General features: G+C 64.8%; 11 protein-coding genes. 7 read left to right on the top strand and 4 right to left on the bottom strand.

All coding sequences use genetic code 11. The annotated features are described in order from the left end of the window. The first annotated feature begins 143 nt into the window (after positions 1-143). From GA615_RS18130 to GA615_RS18120, 3 genes are all read left to right on the top strand, one after another. Positions 144-1,109 (top strand): hypothetical protein, encoded by a 966-nt coding sequence (locus tag GA615_RS18130; protein WP_152052730.1) that lies wholly within the window; start codon positions 144-146, stop codon positions 1,107-1,109. Positions 1,110-1,347: 238 nt separating this feature from the next. After that, positions 1,348-1,986 (top strand): Uma2 family endonuclease, encoded by a 639-nt coding sequence (locus tag GA615_RS18125; protein WP_152052729.1) that lies wholly within the window; start codon positions 1,348-1,350, stop codon positions 1,984-1,986. A gap of 269 nt (positions 1,987-2,255) precedes the next feature. After that, on the top strand, positions 2,256-2,807 hold the full coding sequence (locus GA615_RS18120; protein ID WP_161602409.1) for a heavy-metal-associated domain-containing protein: 552 nt from the start codon (positions 2,256-2,258) through the stop codon (positions 2,805-2,807). 236 nt (positions 2,808-3,043) lie between these two features. Here the strand turns inward: GA615_RS18120 and GA615_RS18115 are convergent, their stop codons facing one another. The 3 genes from GA615_RS18115 to GA615_RS18105 all read right to left on the bottom strand — a co-directional run bounded on the left by GA615_RS18115 (position 3,044) and on the right by GA615_RS18105 (position 7,981). Next, positions 3,044-4,195 (bottom strand): glycosyltransferase family 4 protein, encoded by a 1,152-nt coding sequence (locus GA615_RS18115; protein WP_152052727.1) that lies wholly within the window; start codon positions 4,193-4,195, stop codon positions 3,044-3,046. Between the two features lie 209 nt (positions 4,196-4,404). Next, positions 4,405-4,818 carry a hypothetical protein gene (locus tag GA615_RS18110; protein WP_152052726.1) on the bottom strand — a complete coding sequence of 138 codons (414 nt, stop codon included), beginning with the start codon at positions 4,816-4,818 and terminating at the stop codon, positions 4,405-4,407. A gap of 232 nt (positions 4,819-5,050) precedes the next feature. Then, a complete protein-coding gene (locus tag GA615_RS18105; protein ID WP_152052799.1) occupies positions 5,051-7,981 on the bottom strand; it encodes a DNA methyltransferase in 2,931 nt (976 codons plus the stop codon). A gap of 855 nt (positions 7,982-8,836) precedes the next feature. Between GA615_RS18105 and GA615_RS18100 the strand changes: the two genes are divergently transcribed. Further along, positions 8,837-9,244, top strand: a complete 408-nt coding sequence (locus GA615_RS18100) for a YidH family protein (protein WP_152052725.1) — start codon at positions 8,837-8,839, stop codon at positions 9,242-9,244. 249 nt (positions 9,245-9,493) lie between these two features. Next, positions 9,494-10,498, top strand: coding sequence for an adenosyl-hopene transferase HpnH (gene hpnH, locus GA615_RS18095; protein WP_152052724.1), 1,005 nt, complete (start codon positions 9,494-9,496; stop codon positions 10,496-10,498). Between the two features lie 56 nt (positions 10,499-10,554). Here hpnH and GA615_RS18090 read toward each other — a convergent pair whose 3' ends face one another. After that, the gene (locus GA615_RS18090) at positions 10,555-11,367 is read right to left on the bottom strand and encodes a DUF4058 family protein (protein WP_152052723.1); all 813 of its coding nucleotides are present in this window, start codon (positions 11,365-11,367) and stop codon (positions 10,555-10,557) included. Positions 11,368-11,454: 87 nt separating this feature from the next. On the opposite strand from GA615_RS18090, the gene asnB reads away from it, so the two are divergent. After that, complete coding sequence (gene asnB, locus GA615_RS18085) at positions 11,455-13,455, top strand: asparagine synthase (glutamine-hydrolyzing) (protein WP_152052722.1); 2,001 nt, start codon at positions 11,455-11,457, stop codon at positions 13,453-13,455. Between the two features lie 14 nt (positions 13,456-13,469). Continuing rightward, the gene (locus tag GA615_RS18080; protein WP_152052721.1) at positions 13,470-14,816 is read left to right on the top strand and encodes a lactate racemase domain-containing protein; all 1,347 of its coding nucleotides are present in this window, start codon (positions 13,470-13,472) and stop codon (positions 14,814-14,816) included. Positions 14,817-14,958: the final 142 nt, after the last annotated feature.

Here is a 14,958-nt window from a genome sequence, read left to right as displayed (position 1 = left end):
GAGGATACCCTGCGGTCGTCAGTACTGAGGCTCCTTCGGCGGTTGATTGGTGGGGGAGCATGTGAGAGACTGAGCATCCCGACAAAGGCCACGTCTGAGCAGTCACGAGAGCGCTTCCCTCCGATTGAAGGAGGTCGGTCCAGATGGCAGGCTCCGATCGGGATCAAGGTCGCTTGCGATCGTTCCGATTCTCCATTGCGGAAGTCATGGGAGCGGTCCTGTTCGCCGCCGTGCTCCTGGCGGTCCAGATTCCGCTGGTCGGTCCCCCGAGCCTCCCCGGCTTCCCCTGGACGGTCCGATGGTCGCACATCCTCGTGTGGGCATCGTACCGAGCCGAACGATTCGCGCTCGTCGGAGCGATGGCCGGGTTGGTGGTGATCGGGAGGGGCCTGCGAGGCGGAGCGCCTCCCAGCCGGGTGGAGTGGCTGGCGGTGGCTCTGGCAGTCTTCGCCGGAGTCGAGGCCAACGCCAGGGCCGGCGACGCGGTCGGCCGGGCCATGGTCCGGGTGACGGGAGGCTGGGTCGAGATGGCCGGCGCGATCCTCCCCGCCTTCTCGCCCGCGACGGTGGGCATGGTGGTCAGCCTCACGTGCCTGATCGTCCTGCAACGATCCGAAGGCCGCAGGCGATCGCATCTGCGAGCGCCGCTAGTCGCGGTGTTCTTTGCCGCGGTGCTTTGGGGACCTTTGCCGGCCGTGGCTGACTGGGCCCGATGGACGGTCGGGGGTTGGACCGCCCGATTCCACCTCGACCGACTGGCAGTCGGTCAACTCTATGCCCTCGCCGTTGTCTCGGCGATCCGGGACTTCGCCCGGCCCCGACCGGCTCGACCGGGGCATCGGGTCACCGAATGCGCTGCGATCGCCTCATGGCTATTGCTGGTTCTGGCGTGGACATGCCAGGCCATCTCAGCAATCCTCCCCAATCCATCCCAGGTGCGGACCTCAACGCTGATGGTGTCCCACCCGATCCTCAAGAAGCTCCTGGACCTCGCCGGGTCTGAACTCTTCGAACTGTCTGGCTGGCTCGTCGCGATGGTGCTCAGCCTCCTGATCCTGCGGCAGATCGACCGACGATCCGCTCTCCAACGACTTAACGGGGTCCTGTAGTACCGCTTCCAGTCTCAGTGGGTGTGTCGATCGAACGCTGGGGCACCCGGGGTAATCGAAGACGAACCTCCCGTGGTTGATCCATTTTTCGAAGACTCGAAACTCCCTCCCTCGCTCGCCATCGGGCTCAGCCTCCCATCGTCCACCGTTTCGGCTCGGCCTGGGATCGCGCCTCGGCAATCGCGTACAATAACGGTCCTCGCACCCCCGACGGCCCTTCCCCCGGAGGATCGCCCTGATGGCCTCGACCACCGAAACGATCCGCCTCGGCCCGCTCGACCACGGCCGACGCCTGACGCTGGAAGAATTCCTCGACGCGGAGGAAACACCCGGATATCGCTATGAACTCGCGCGAGGAGTCGTCGAAGTGGTCGAGGTGCCGAACGATGATCACGGCGACATTGTCTGCAACATCTACGACGCCCTCTCGGCCTACCGCCGGGAGCACCCCGGCCGCATCCTCCGTTACGGCGGCGCCTCGGAGTTCCGCCTCTGGCTGCCGACGATGGTCTCGGGTCGCAACCCCGACGCCGCCGTCGTCATCTCGGGGACCGCGAAGGGAGCCGACGGCCGACGACCCGCCTCCCTCGCTTTCGAGGTCGTCTCCCCGGGCGCCGAGGCCCGCGAGCGGGATTACCGCACCAAGCGCGAGGAATACCTCGCCTACGGCCTTCAGGAGTACTGGATCGTCGATCCCATCGAGCGCCGGATCACCGTCCTGATCCGCAACGGAGACTCCTGGGTCGAACGTCCCTTCACCGAGACTCAAACCGCCGAGGGCCTCGTCCTCCCCGGCTTCCGCGTCCCGGTCGCCGAGCTGTTTGCCGGGGCAGCCGACGACGAAGGGCAGGGGGGAGCGGCCGCTCCTGGGGCTTGAGCCCTCGGCCCGTGTGTTGAACAATGGCTCCGAGGAATCGCGTGATCGAGCCCCGACTCTCAAGCTCGCGGGCAGACTCGGAACCCTCACCCCAGCCCTCTCCCCGCGAGCGGGGAGAGGGGGACGGAAACGGCCGCGATTCCGAGCATCCTCAAACCTCTCCCCGCGAGCGGGGAGAGGGCGGCCGAAGGCCGGGTGAGGGGGTCCTCCTTCACCCGGCCTTCGCAACGCCCAACACCTTCACTCATCAAAACCAAGGCAAATCTCCCATGAACCCCTTCCGCACCCTCGCCCTGCTCGCCGCGGCCGCCCTCATCGTCCCGGCGGCCGCCGTGGCCACCGCCGACCGCCCGGCCGAGGAAAAGACGATCACCCTTGAAGGCGTCCACCTCTGCTGCGGCGCCTGTGTCCGCGCCGTCGACGAGGCGGCCAAGCCGATCGAGGGCGTCACCGTCACCTGCGATCAAGACCTCGGCACCGTGGTCATGGTTTCAAAGGACGTGAAGGCCCTTCAGCGCACCCTCGACGCCATCACCGCCGCCGGCTACCACGGCACGCCCGACTCCGACCTCGTCATCGTCAAGGACGACAGCGGGGCCACCGACAAGCCGGTCGAAACCCTCACCCTCACCGGCCTGCACAACTGCTGCCGAGGCTGCGCCGTCGCCGTCCAGGAAGCCCTCGGCGAGGTCGAAGGCATCGAGACCATCAAGGCCGAGCCCCGCTCCACCACCGTCACCCTCTCCGGCAAGGTCATCCCCCTCGCCGCCGTCGAGGCCCTCAACGCCGCCGGATTCCACGTGAAGGTCAAGAACGACTGAGCAGCGTGCCCGAGACACCACCGGGAGGCTCCCCCCTTCGCTCCGGTCCTCCCGGTGCTCCATTCCTCGACGGTCCACGCCAATCGCCCTGCGCGATCCGTTTCGCCCCCCCCTTAAGCGCCCGCCGCCACGGGCACCCCTTCTCATTCTCTCCTCTGTCCCGATCCGTGTTTCATCCGTGTTTTATCCGTGGCTCAAGCTCTCCTGCATTGACTCTTCCCGCCTCTGGAACTCCCTCACTCCTCCCGCAACGCCGTCATCAACGCCTCGTGCGCCTGATCCCAGCGGAAGCCGGCGGCAATCGAGCGGCCGATCGCCACCCGTCGCGACCGCTCGGCCTCGTCATCGAGCACGCGGCGCAGGGTGGCGGTGATCGCCTCGTCCTGCTCGGGATCGAAGTACCAACCGGCCTCTCCGGCGATTTCGGGCAGGGCGGTCGAATCGGCCAGGGCCACCGGGCACCCCTGCGCCATCGCCTCGACCGCCGGAATGCCGAAGCTCTCACACGTCGATGGGAACGCCAGCGCCCTGGCCTCGGCATAAAGCGCTCGCAACGTCGTTCCCTGCAAATACCCCGGCAAGACCACCTTCGCCTTCGAGCCCAGCGCGGCCACTTCCTTGCGGATCGCCTCGGCCGGGCCCGGCTCCCCCTCTCCCACGAGCACCAACGCCAGGTCCCCCGACGCCACCTCCGGCAAGCGTCCGGTCGCCCGCACCAGCCTCGGCAGGTTCTTCCTCGGCTGGAAGTTGGCCACCGAGAGCAGGAACGGCTGATCGGGCCTCAACCCCACCTCGCCGCGCACCCGGGCCCGCTCCCCTTCGGTCGGCTCAGCAAAGAACAGGTCATCGGCCGCGTTCGGCACGATCCGGACCTTCCCCTTGCACTCCGGAAACCGCTCCAGCAACTGCTCCGTATTGAACACCGAGACCGACAAGACCCGATCGGCCGACCCGAACGCATGCCCCAGCAGGTCGCGCCGACTGTTCCCGCCGTACCGCACATCCTGCAAGACATCATGGCTCGTCACCGCCCGCTTCGCCCGATGCGTCGGCACATAATACTCGGCCGGACAATAGATCCAGTCGAGCCGCCCCGTCCAGACCTCCAGCGGCGGCCAGGGCACGAACCGCCAGACTCGCAGGGCGTTTCGCGTGCCGATCGGTAATTCCCTCCGCCTCGGCGGGTGCTCCCGATCGCTCAGGGTTTCCCAGAACGCCAGCCCATCCGGCTCGCCGATTCGTCCCGAAACGACCGTCAAGTCAATCTCCGGCCGAGCCATCAACCGCTCCAACTGGGCCAGCGCGTGCCGGGTCACTCCGGTCGGCCCCCGGCAACTGTTCAGGTCGTAGACCCACGCCATCGCCATCGACGCCGACTCGGCCGCCATCGCCCCTCCCTGCCTCCGCCGCCACCTCCCGGTGCATCGGGCCGTGATCGTAGGCCAACCCGGCCTCCCCCGTCAACTGAGCCTGCCCCTCCCTCCCGACGATTGCCCCGGGATTCGCGTCCAGTCCGCGCAAACGCATCTGCGCTGCCCAGGCCGCTCCGTCTCCCGCTCGGAACTCCACGATCGAACGGAAACCGTTTTCGTGCGGCTCACGAAAGGTCAATGTCGTCGAGCGTCCCGAACGCCCGATCAATCCGATCGAGCAAATCGGAGGAATCGTAGACGACCTGACGCAAGGCTCGGCCGGCCTCGTACTCGCACACGGCGTCGCGGTCGCGACGTTCGGCCTGCTGATTGGCCCGCCGAGCCGCCTCGACCCGCTCGGCCATCTGATCGGTGGCCTTGCGGAGGTCGTCGACCATCTGCTGAAGCTCCCGCAGTTGGGCTTCACGTTTCTCGCGGTTCTTCTTGAATTCGGCGCTCTTTTCCAACGAAGCACCTCCTGTCGAACGTTTCGACAATGCGTCGATCAGCACCCAGAACGTCCAGAGGAATCCCCCGCCGAGGACCAGCATGATGAGGCCCATGAAGACGAAGACGATCAGGGCTCCCAGTGCTTCCATCGTCGCGTTCCGTTCGGGGCCAATCACGCGGTGTCATGGGGTGGCCGGGATCGTGCCGACATGAGCGATCGAAGGCTGTCATTTCCATTCAAGGGTGGCCCCGGTTGCGCGCCAACCGGGGCGGCGCAGCCGCAAGAGGCGTCGGAATCCTTCACCGTGACCTCTCGTCGCTTCGCGACCCCGGTTGGCGAGCAACCGGGGCCACCCGATCCAGGGATCGACGGGACGCCGTTCACGACGCCCGGATGCAGTCGTCCGTCACCAGCCGATCGGGCTCGGGATAGCCGGGCGGCACGCCGGGGGCTGTCACCGGCTCCCCGTCCTGCTCGCGGCGGGCGACCTCCAGGTTCAACGCGAGCAACTGCGCCAGCAGATCCCCCTTCGGATCGAACCCGTAGGCGTCCAGCACCGCCCGATCGAGCCTCGCATGCGCCTCCTTCAGCGGGTTCTTCCCCGGCAATTCCAGCGTCCGGTACACCGCCCGCAGTCCCCCGGTGATCGATTTCAACGCCTCCTCCCGCACCCGACGCACCTCCCGCCCCGCCTCGGCCACGGCGTCCACCTGCGCGGGGGTGGGCGATTGGGGCCAGGGAAAGGGATCATACACGCTGCTAGAAGTATAATTATAATCTGACTTGAGCTTGGAACACTTTGTTACAAACCAAAGCCAATGTGCTCCGGACTGCAAGATCCCAAAAGAATAGTCGTCATCGAATGCAAACACTCGGAGTTTGTGATCTGGCCTAATAGAAGGAGATACAAAAATGAATACAGGACGCTTTGTAGTATCGGAGCAGGCAATGTAACGCCGCATTCTGCTGAGCAGCCTAATCATTTCTGGTCTATCAAAAGAATGTCGCCACCAGTACTTCAAAAATTGCTTGTGATGAGACCGCTGCTGTCCAGAACTGGTCTTTCCCTGTTCTGCCTTTTGTTCCCGAGTCGGCAACACGTGTTCGCGAACATGGGTAAATGGCTCCACATAGGCGCTTGCCGAGAGAACGTCGATATCCTGAAAGTCAATTACAAACTTGGTAGGATGGCCTGTGCCGGTCAGCATGTCGCGACCTATGAGAAAGGGCCAAATGACTTTTCGATTTTCCTTCCTGGCCGCCAGTAGATCTCTAGCTTCGGTGGGTGTGAGAACAAATCCTTCGTGGCCAGGAACTTGACCCGAAAATGATCGTTGTGGATCTACATTGCATTTCAGAATTTTTGCGATCGCGACATCAATTTGATCTGATAATGACGAGTTAATGTGATCGCAAGCTCTAGGATTTAGTCCATAATCGATTGAAGAAGAATTTGCTTTTGAATTTCCAAATTTCTTATTCGGCAATCTTTGGCTCATTGAAACTTGGGACCAAATTTGCCTTTCCGGCGGTAACAACAGTGGGGCGCGTGATTTGACCCAATTCGCAATCGACACATGCACGTTCGCCTCGCCCGACCACGGCTGATTCTCCACCGCCTCGATAATTGTCCCGTCCTTGACGACGTGATCCAGCCCGCCGACCCGTGATTGGTTGTTCCGGATGTTCTGCGTGCCGACCAGCCCGGCGCGGCCGGTCAGGGGGTCGTCGGGGGTGCAGGGCTTCAGGGTGTCGTGGGCCTTGCGAATCCAGTAGACGCAGTAATAGGCCATGCCGGGCACGTCGGGATACGCCTTGCGGACGGCGTTCACGTAGTCGGGGCCGCGCTCGGGCTTCAGGCGCTTGGCCCCCAGGAACGGCGGGTTGCCGATAATCACGTCCGTCTGCGGCCAAACGGCGGGCAATCCGTTCGGGTCAATCAACGCATCCATCGCCTTGAAGTTGGCGTCGAGGTTATCGAGCGGCAGGGCGTCCTCGGTGATGTGCAGCTCGTCGATGGCCAGCTTGCGGGCGATCATCATCGTCACCTTGGCCAGCTCGACGGCGAAGGGGTTGATGTCGAGCCCGTAGAACTGCTGCGCCGTCACCAGGCCGAGCATCCGCTGCGTCGGGTCGGCCTTGCCCGAAAGCTCGGCGATCCGCTCGTACAGCCGGGCCTCCAGCCGCTTCAACTCGCGGTAGGCGATATAGAGAAAGTTCCCTGAGCCGCAGGCCGGGTCGAGCACGGTGTAGGTCGAGATCCGGTAACGAAGGTCGGCCAGTTGCTTCAAATTCTTCGCCCCCTCGATCTGCTCGCGCCAGGGCTCGACGATCGTCGGCCGGACGATCTTCATGATGTCGGCCGGCGTGGTGAAGTGGGCGCCGAAGGCGTGCCGCTCCTCCTGGTCCATCGAGTGCTCGAACAGGGTGCCGAAGATCTCCGGCCGCACCTTCGACCAGTCGTCCTTCGACGCCGTCCGCAGATGGTCCACCTCGTCCAGGTTCAGCTCAATCCGCGCCGGCTCGGCGAACAGGCCGCCGTTGAAGAACTCGACCCCGGAAAACCGGCCCCCCTCGGTCCGGCCCTTCGTGTTCATCTCCGTGAACAGCCCGCCCAGCAGGTCGAAGCTGGCTTGCCGCGAGGTGCAATCCTCCAGCAGTTGCGCCACCAGATATTTCGGCAACAAGCCGATGTCCTCGGCGAACAGCGCGACCAGGGTTTGCAGCATGAACCGCTGGGCCTTCTCCCTCGGCACCGGGCCGAACGCCCGCTTCGGATCGACGAGCTTGTTGAAGCACTTCACCAGATGGTCGGCCGCCGCGCGGGTGACGGCGATATGGTCGTTGCCGAACGTCGGCTTCTCGGGCTCCGGGAACAGGAACGCCAGCGGCCCCCAGCGCTCGGGCAGGTCGGGCAGCCGGACCGTGTCGATCGGGCTGTCCATCTGGTTGATGAAGTCATACACCCAGAACTCATCGAAGTTGCAGAGGATGACATACGGCGGCTTCGGCGTGATCCAGGTCCAGTAATCGAGCGCCTGGCGGAAGTGCTTGCGCAGGTCCTCCCCCCGCTTCTTCATCTCGATCAGGACCCGCCCTTCCCAGAGCAGGTCGGCGAACTTCTTGCCCCGGCCCTCGGCCTTCGGAATGCGCGCCTCGAACGTCGCCCCGGCCTCCTGCACCCCCGCGTGACCGAAGGCGCGGAACATCCGGTCGAGGAACGAATGCGCCTCCCCCTTCTCATCCCCGGAAAGATGAGTGCCGGCCCATCCGACAAACTCGGCCAACGCCTGCGCTCGCTCGGTTTCCATCACGTTTCCCGCTCGTGGACCTCGGCGTTCTCCCCCCGTTGCCTCGCCGATTCTAGCACGCGTCATTGCGTGATGCACCCAGGCGCCTGCACGTCCGTCCCCATGCCCCTCGGTGCCACTTCTCGTCCCACTGCCCGGATTCAGTGACTGCCCCTCCCGATTTTTTCGATCATATTGGCGTGGAAACTGCCCCTTCCGAGTCTCCCGACCGATCACCTCACCCCGAACAATTCCATGCACACCGGCACGCACGCAATTACACTGAACGACCTGGGCTCGTCTCGCCCCTGGCAGGATCGGCCCGCGAGCGCGCCGCCAACTCCATCGCCCCCCGCTGCTCGGCGCGAAACAAACCCATTTCGCCCGAACCGTCCCGCGCGAAACGAACCCATCGCCCCGGCGCCCGATTCCCGAAACGAACCGGACACCGTTGACGCAACTCCTTTTGCCGAAACGAAAATCAGCCATTCCATGCCGTCCTTGTTAAGCGCACCAGGCCCCGATTCCCCGGCGCACCGAGCCGCGCAGGGCGTGGCTCCACCCCCTCCCGATGGACCTCCGCTCCTCCGAGTTCCCTCCGTGGCCAACGACCAACGCTCCCGCGCGAAACGAACCCAGGCGGTCGCCGGGGCGATTCCCGAAACGAACCGTCAGAATCGCCGCAACTCATGACGCTCCCAGAAGATTCATCACTCCTCGCAGGCGCACCGGGCCGAGGTTCGGCCAGCGCACCAGGGCTTGAGACCGGCTCGATCCGCTCAGGGTTGACCCCTGCTCGGCTCGCTCCCGATAATTCGGTTCCACAGTTCCGCATCGCCTCTCAGCCCGGATCAACCCCGCAAGGACTCGCCCGCGATGGAGGAACCCATCCCCCGGAAGCCCCCTTCAGACGTCGACCCTCGCGTGCTCCTGGCCGCCGAGCGGACCTTGCTCTCGTGGACGAGGACCGGCCTGGCGCTAATGGGGTTTGGCTTCGTGGTGGCCCGCTTCGGCTGGTTCCTCCGCGAGATGGCTGCGATGGGGGAAGTCACTCCCGACCCCGACGGCTCTCGCGCCTCGCTCTGGATGGGAACCACCCTGATCGCCCTGGGCATCGGCGTTCTCATCGGCTCGACCTTCCGCTACCGACGCTACCACCGAGCCCTCACCCGAGGCGACCTGACGCTGCCCGGCTCGGGCATGGGAACCACCCTGGCCCTGATCCTCGCCTTGCTCGGCCTGATCATGCTCGCCTCGTTCCTCAACATGGGCCTGCTTCGTTGATCGCTCACTCGCCAGCCGATCCGACCCAAAAATCACCACGTGCTGGCCTTGCGTTGCCGAGCCTAATGCGAAATGATGCCGGGGTTACACTCCGAGGTGGGGGCACTCCATCGACTCTCGGCCGCCCTTGATCCTCGACCCTCGACCGATCGACCCCAACCAAAGCACCCTAAAGGACAGCGCCGGCCTCCCGTGTCCCCGGCACGGCCCGGCCACTCCCACGAGACGAGCAAGGAGGCGAGCGGGCTCATGCGATACCCCTTCGGATTCACCCTGGCCCAGGCCAAGCACCGCAACCGCATGGAACGCGCCGGGATCGACCGCTACCCGACCGTCCTGATGCTCGAACCGCTTTATACCTGCAACCTCGCCTGCATCGGCTGCTCGACCGAACGCTACACCGGCAAGCTCAAGGACCGCATGACCGTCGAGCAATGCCTCAAGGCCGTCGACGACTGCGGCGCCCCGATCGTCAACATCTGCGGCGGCGAGCCGACCCTCTACCCCGAACTCAAAGAGCTGATCGACGAGCTGATCGCCCGCAAGAAATACATCATCATCTGCACCAATGCCCTCCGCCTGCACGACAAGTTCTACGGCATCATCCCGCCGAGCGATCACCTGTTCCTGATGATCCACCTCGACGGCATGCGCGAAACTCATGACTACATCACCAAGCGCGCCGGCGTCTTCGACACCGCAATCGAGGCCATCCGCAAGGGCAAGGATCTGGGGTATACTCTTTACTTAAACACCACCGTCTACAAGCAAACCGATGTGGCCGAAGTCGAGGAACTGTGCAAACTGGTCGATGAACTCAAAGCCAAGGGCATTCTCATTTCACCCGGATACGAATATGAAAGCGTCGACGCCGACGTCTTCCTGACCAAGGAGCAGATTCACGAGAAATTCAAGGCCATCCGTGCCTTCTCGAAGAAGTACAAGGTCAGCGCCACCCCAGCCTTCCTCGAATTCGCCGCCGGACTTCGAGAGCTTCCCTGTGCCCCCTGGTCAACCGTCAACTACACTCCGAAAGGCTGGAAGGCCCCCTGCTACCTGATCGAAGGCGAGGGATACTACGACGACTGGAACGAGTTCTGGCAAACCACCGACTGGGCCTACTGGGAAAGCCGCCAGGACCGCCGCTGTCAGAACTGCAAGATGCACTCCGGATTCGAACACAGCGCCGTCACCGAAGCGATGAAAACCATCAAGGGCACCGTCCAGCTCGCCGCCTGGTCTCTGGGCGGCTGACACGAGCATCGTAACCCTCTGACATCGTGATCAAACTTCGGGGCCTCGGACGCCGCTCATTTCCGCAGGCCCCGCTCGCGGAGCAAGAGGTCGACCCACTCGGCGTCGGCCCTGGTCAGGGGAGGAACCGGGTCATTCCCGTAGTCGATCCGGCGGGCATAGGCCCCGAGGTCATAACAGCGATCGAGCAGCGGTTGCAGGTCAAGCACCAGGTCGGGATCATCATCGAGCAACGGAACGGCGATCCGAGGCAGGCGATCTCGGATCGTCCTGGCCCAGACCTCGAACCGAATCCGGCGCGTCGCCCGGTTCAGGCTCACGAGGTAGTCGTAAATCCCTCGGCGAGCCAGCGCATCCCGGGGGGCCGCCACGGTATGCTCTCCCGACCGGAGTAGGTCGATCTCGATCAGGTGGGCCGGGCTTTTGAGGACTTCGTCCTGCTTGGCCAGATACGCCTCGCGGCCGGTCGTCCCCAACGCCTTGTTCGAGGGGCTCAGCAACTCAATCACCGTCACCACCCGATCCGGCTCCCTCGCCGGCAGGATCTCGACAAACCCTTCCCGGATCGGCTCCAACGGCGTTTCCAGCACCCAGGGTTCATCCAGCACCGCCACCCCGGCCGACGCCGACGCCCCGGGGTTGCCCCAGCCTCTCCCTCCCGGTGATGATCGTTCGTAAACCGCGGCATCGGGAATGATCGACCGATTCGGCTCATCGATGTACAACCGCTCGTTCAGATTGGCCACGTAACGCTCAGGCAGCAGTTCGTTGAGCGTCCCCCACACAAACGTCATGAACGCCTGATGGACCCCCGGCCAGAGGGCCTTCTCTTCCAGGTAGGGGTCCATTCCAGGAAACGGGCCAGGCATGAGGCATCCTCCGTTTCGACCTCGATCGACGAGCGACCGCGACAAACCATCACCCCCGTTCATTCTACCCAAAGATCGGTGAACGCGATGTGCGGCATTTGCGGGGCAGCCTGGACCACCTCGGGAGCCGGCCCGACCGATGCGCAGCTCGGCGCGATGATCGCTCGCCTCGAACACCGAGGACCGGACGACCTGGGCCTTTTCCGAGACGCCCACGCCGCCCTCGGGTTCCGCCGCCTCTCCATCCTCGACCTGCCCGGCGGCCACCAGCCGATGAGCAACGAGGACGGCACCATCCATGTCGCCTTTAATGGAGAAATCTACAACTTTCCCGAACTCCGAAACCGCCTCGAAGCCCGAGGCCACACCCTCCGATCGGCCGGTGACACCGAGGTCATCAGCCACCTCTATGAAGACGAAGGCCCCGGCTTCCCCCGATTGCTCCGCGGCATGTTCGCCATCGCCGTCTGGGACGCCCCTCGCAAGCGGCTCGTCCTGACCCGCGACCGCCTCGGCCAGAAACCCCTCGTCTACCGGGTCGCACCCGACCGCATCCTCTTTGCCAGCGAATTGAAGGCGCTACTCACCCTGCCCGAATCAGATCTGCCAAGACGGATCGACCCGCTCTCACTCGATCGCTACCTGACCTATGGATACATCCCGCATCCTCGGACGATCCTTCAGGATGTTCACAAGCTCCCCCCGGCCCACACCCTCGTCTGGCACGACGGGCATGTGGAGCTGCACCGTTACTGGGAGCCCGACTGGAATCTCGAAATCAATCGGCCGGTCGAGCAAGACGCCGAGTACCTCCGCGCCACCCTTTCCGACGCCGTCCGCGAGCAAATGGCCGCCGATGTGCCCCTCGGCGCGTTTCTCTCTGGTGGCATCGACTCGACGATCATCGTCGGCCTGATGCAACGGCACGCGACTCATCGCGTCAAAACATTTTCCATCGGCTTTGATGATCCGGCGTTTGATGAAACCTCGTATGCCCGGATGGCCGCCGAGTTTCTCGGGACCGAGCATCATGCCTTCGTCGTCAAGCCCGAGGCCTGGGAAACCCTCCCTGGCCTGGCCTGGCACTTCGACGAGCCGTTCGCCGACAGCTCGGCCCTTCCCACCTGGCACGTCGCTCGGATGACCCGCGAGCATGTCACCGTCGCCCTGACCGGAGACGCCGGCGACGAGCTGTTCGGCGGCTACGACCGATACCGGGGGATCGCCCTGGCCGAAGCCGTGGCCAAAGTGCCCGGCGGGATCGGCCGATGGCTCGGCGGCCCGGTCGCCCGATCCCTCCCGGCCTCAAGCCGTGCCAAGACGAAGCTCCGGGCCGCGAAGCGGTGGCTTGAAGCGGTCGGCCTTTCCCCGACGGCTCGATACCTCCGCTGGATGACCAGCTTCGATGAGGAGACCCGGGCCGGCCTCTATGCCGACCCGTTCCTTGAGGAACTGACCCAGGCCGCCGATCGTGAACCCGACGAGGCCGATCCGGCCCTCGTCCTCGACCGGGCGCTCAACGTGGCCTCAGACCGTGATCCGGTCACGCAGGCGATGGTTGCCGACCTTCTTACCTACTTGCCTGGGGACTTGCTCACAAAAGTGGACATTGCCAGCATGGCCCACGGGCTCGAATGCCGCGGGCCGTTCCTCGATCACCGGGTCGTCGAGCTGGCCCTGGCCCTGCCGCTCGATCGCAAGCTCCGGCTCAGCAAAGGGCGATCGAAAGTCATTCTCAAGCGAGCGTTTGCCGATTTCATTCCCCCACCGATCCGGACCCGCTCGAAGATGGGTTTCGGCGTGCCGATCGACCGCTGGTTCCGCGGCGACCTCCGCGACGAACTTCGTGCCGTCCTGCTCGACCCGGTCAGCCTCGGCCGCGACCTTTTCCGCCCCGAGGCGATCGAGCGGATGATCGCCGAGCACGCCGACGGCCGACGCGACCACGCCTACCGCCTCTGGGCCTTGCTCATGCTCGAACTCTGGTTCCGGCACCACCTCGACCCCTCGCCAGGACACCCAAACGGCCCTTTGGCTTTTCCTTCAAAGATGCAGAACTCAACAGACACGAATCCTCCCATTGCTTGAAGGATCAATCTACCATGCCGTCCGCCGTTGCGATTCCCTGGGGAGACGAGCCGCCGCTGGAACTGAAGCTCCCGGACTCCTGGCCCGAGCCGGAGGTGATTCAGCCCGTGCTCGGCGGGTCAATCGCGGACTACCAGGCGGCCTTGACCACCGCGCTCGATGCTCCGATGGGAGGCATGGACCCCATCGAGGCCCTGGTCGGTCCAGGGTCCACCGTCGCAATCGTCGTGGACGACCCCTCGCGCTGGACCCCGGTTCGGGAAGCCCTGCCGATCGTCCTGGATCGGCTCAGGGCCAGCGGGGTCTCCGAATCCGACATCAGCATCAGTGCCGGTGTCGGTCGCCATCACGCGGTCGATGCCGAGGCCATGAGGCGCAGGGTCGGCGACGAGGTGGCCGCGTCGTACCCGTGTTTCAGTCCTCCGGTCGATGACCTGGCTCAATACGAGGATCTCGGGACGACGGCCGACGGCATTCCGGTCCGGGTCTTTCGACCCGTGGCGCAGGCGGATCTCCGAATCTTGATCGGTTCAGTGTTGCCGCATCTCCAGGCAGGGTTCGGAGGAGGATACAAGCTTATCTTCCCGGGAACGAGCCATCGCTCAACCCTGGGAGCGATTCACCGGGTCGGCCTGGGAGGAGACGCCGGGGCCTTGCTCGGCTCGATCGCCGAGGCGAACCCGATGCGGCGGGCGATCCGAAGGGCGGCGAGCTTGCTCGGCCCCTGTGTGTCGATCAGTCATATCCTCGGGCCGCCGGGCCAGGTCTTTCGGGTGGCGAGCGGGCACCCCGACGCCGTGCAGGATCACCTCGCCGCCGAGGCCGCCCGGCGCTACCGATCCCCGGCCGCCGAACCAGCCGACGTGGTGATCGCCGGCAACGCTCCGTGGCCGGGCGACCCGATGCAGAGCTTCAAGGTCTTGCTCAATCACCGATCCGCCTGCCGGAGCGGCGGGGCGCTGGTCGGCCTGTTCTGGACCGATCCGACGGAGATTGACCGTTCCTTTCCCATGCCGGTCATGCGGGCGATTGCCGCCACGGGGGCTCCGGGTGGCGTGGTCATGCGTCGCGGCCTGGCGATGGCCGATCGCGTGACGGCGGCCTCGGGCAGTGCCGCCTCGTTCATGGTCCGATGGGCCCGGGAGCTGGTGGTCGATCGAGACGTGCTGGTGTATGCTCCCCCTTTGCGCGATCGGATCGGCCCCCGGCTTGGGCCAATTCGGCTGTTCTCCGATCCGGACGAACTCCGGCATCGCCTCGCCCGCCTGATGCCATCGTCGGGGTCGGCGGCTCCTCGCGTTCGGATTTTCCCGAGCGGCGGCCTGACCTACTGCCCGTCGGCCTCGGTGAAGGGTCCGTGAGGAAGGGGGCGGTCCTCGAAGGTCGCGATTGACAGGGCAGGGCAGGTTGCCTAGAGTCCGCAATCATGAGACGCCAGGGACGGACCGGGCGTTCCGAGCGTGGCGGATTGGGCCGACCCATCCGCGTTGCCAGAGACACCGA

The organism is Tautonia marina, from assembly GCF_009177065.1.
GTDB classification, from domain to species: Bacteria; Planctomycetota; Planctomycetia; order Isosphaerales; family Isosphaeraceae; genus Tautonia; species Tautonia marina.
This window is presented reverse-complemented; position numbering and strand designations above follow the sequence as displayed.

Excerpts from the sequence above, each read along its gene's own strand:
- GA615_RS18130 (WP_152052730.1), top strand. The coding sequence starts at position 144 with ATGGCAGGCTCCGATCGGGATCAAGGTCGCTTGCGATCGTTCCGATTC.
- GA615_RS18125 (WP_152052729.1), top strand. The coding sequence starts at position 1,348 with ATGGCCTCGACCACCGAAACGATCCGCCTCGGCCCGCTCGACCACGGC.
- GA615_RS18120 (WP_161602409.1), top strand. The coding sequence starts at position 2,256 with ATGAACCCCTTCCGCACCCTCGCCCTGCTCGCCGCGGCCGCCCTCATC.
- GA615_RS18115 (WP_152052727.1), bottom strand. The coding sequence starts at position 4,195 with ATGGCGGCCGAGTCGGCGTCGATGGCGATGGCGTGGGTCTACGACCTG.
- GA615_RS18110 (WP_152052726.1), bottom strand. The coding sequence starts at position 4,818 with ATGGAAGCACTGGGAGCCCTGATCGTCTTCGTCTTCATGGGCCTCATC.
- GA615_RS18105 (WP_152052799.1), bottom strand. The coding sequence starts at position 7,981 with ATGGAAACCGAGCGAGCGCAGGCGTTGGCCGAGTTTGTCGGATGGGCC.
- GA615_RS18100 (WP_152052725.1), top strand. The coding sequence starts at position 8,837 with ATGGAGGAACCCATCCCCCGGAAGCCCCCTTCAGACGTCGACCCTCGC.
- hpnH (WP_152052724.1), top strand. The coding sequence starts at position 9,494 with ATGCGATACCCCTTCGGATTCACCCTGGCCCAGGCCAAGCACCGCAAC.
- GA615_RS18090 (WP_152052723.1), bottom strand. The coding sequence starts at position 11,367 with ATGCCTGGCCCGTTTCCTGGAATGGACCCCTACCTGGAAGAGAAGGCC.
- asnB (WP_152052722.1), top strand. The coding sequence starts at position 11,455 with ATGTGCGGCATTTGCGGGGCAGCCTGGACCACCTCGGGAGCCGGCCCG.
- GA615_RS18080 (WP_152052721.1), top strand. The coding sequence starts at position 13,470 with ATGCCGTCCGCCGTTGCGATTCCCTGGGGAGACGAGCCGCCGCTGGAA.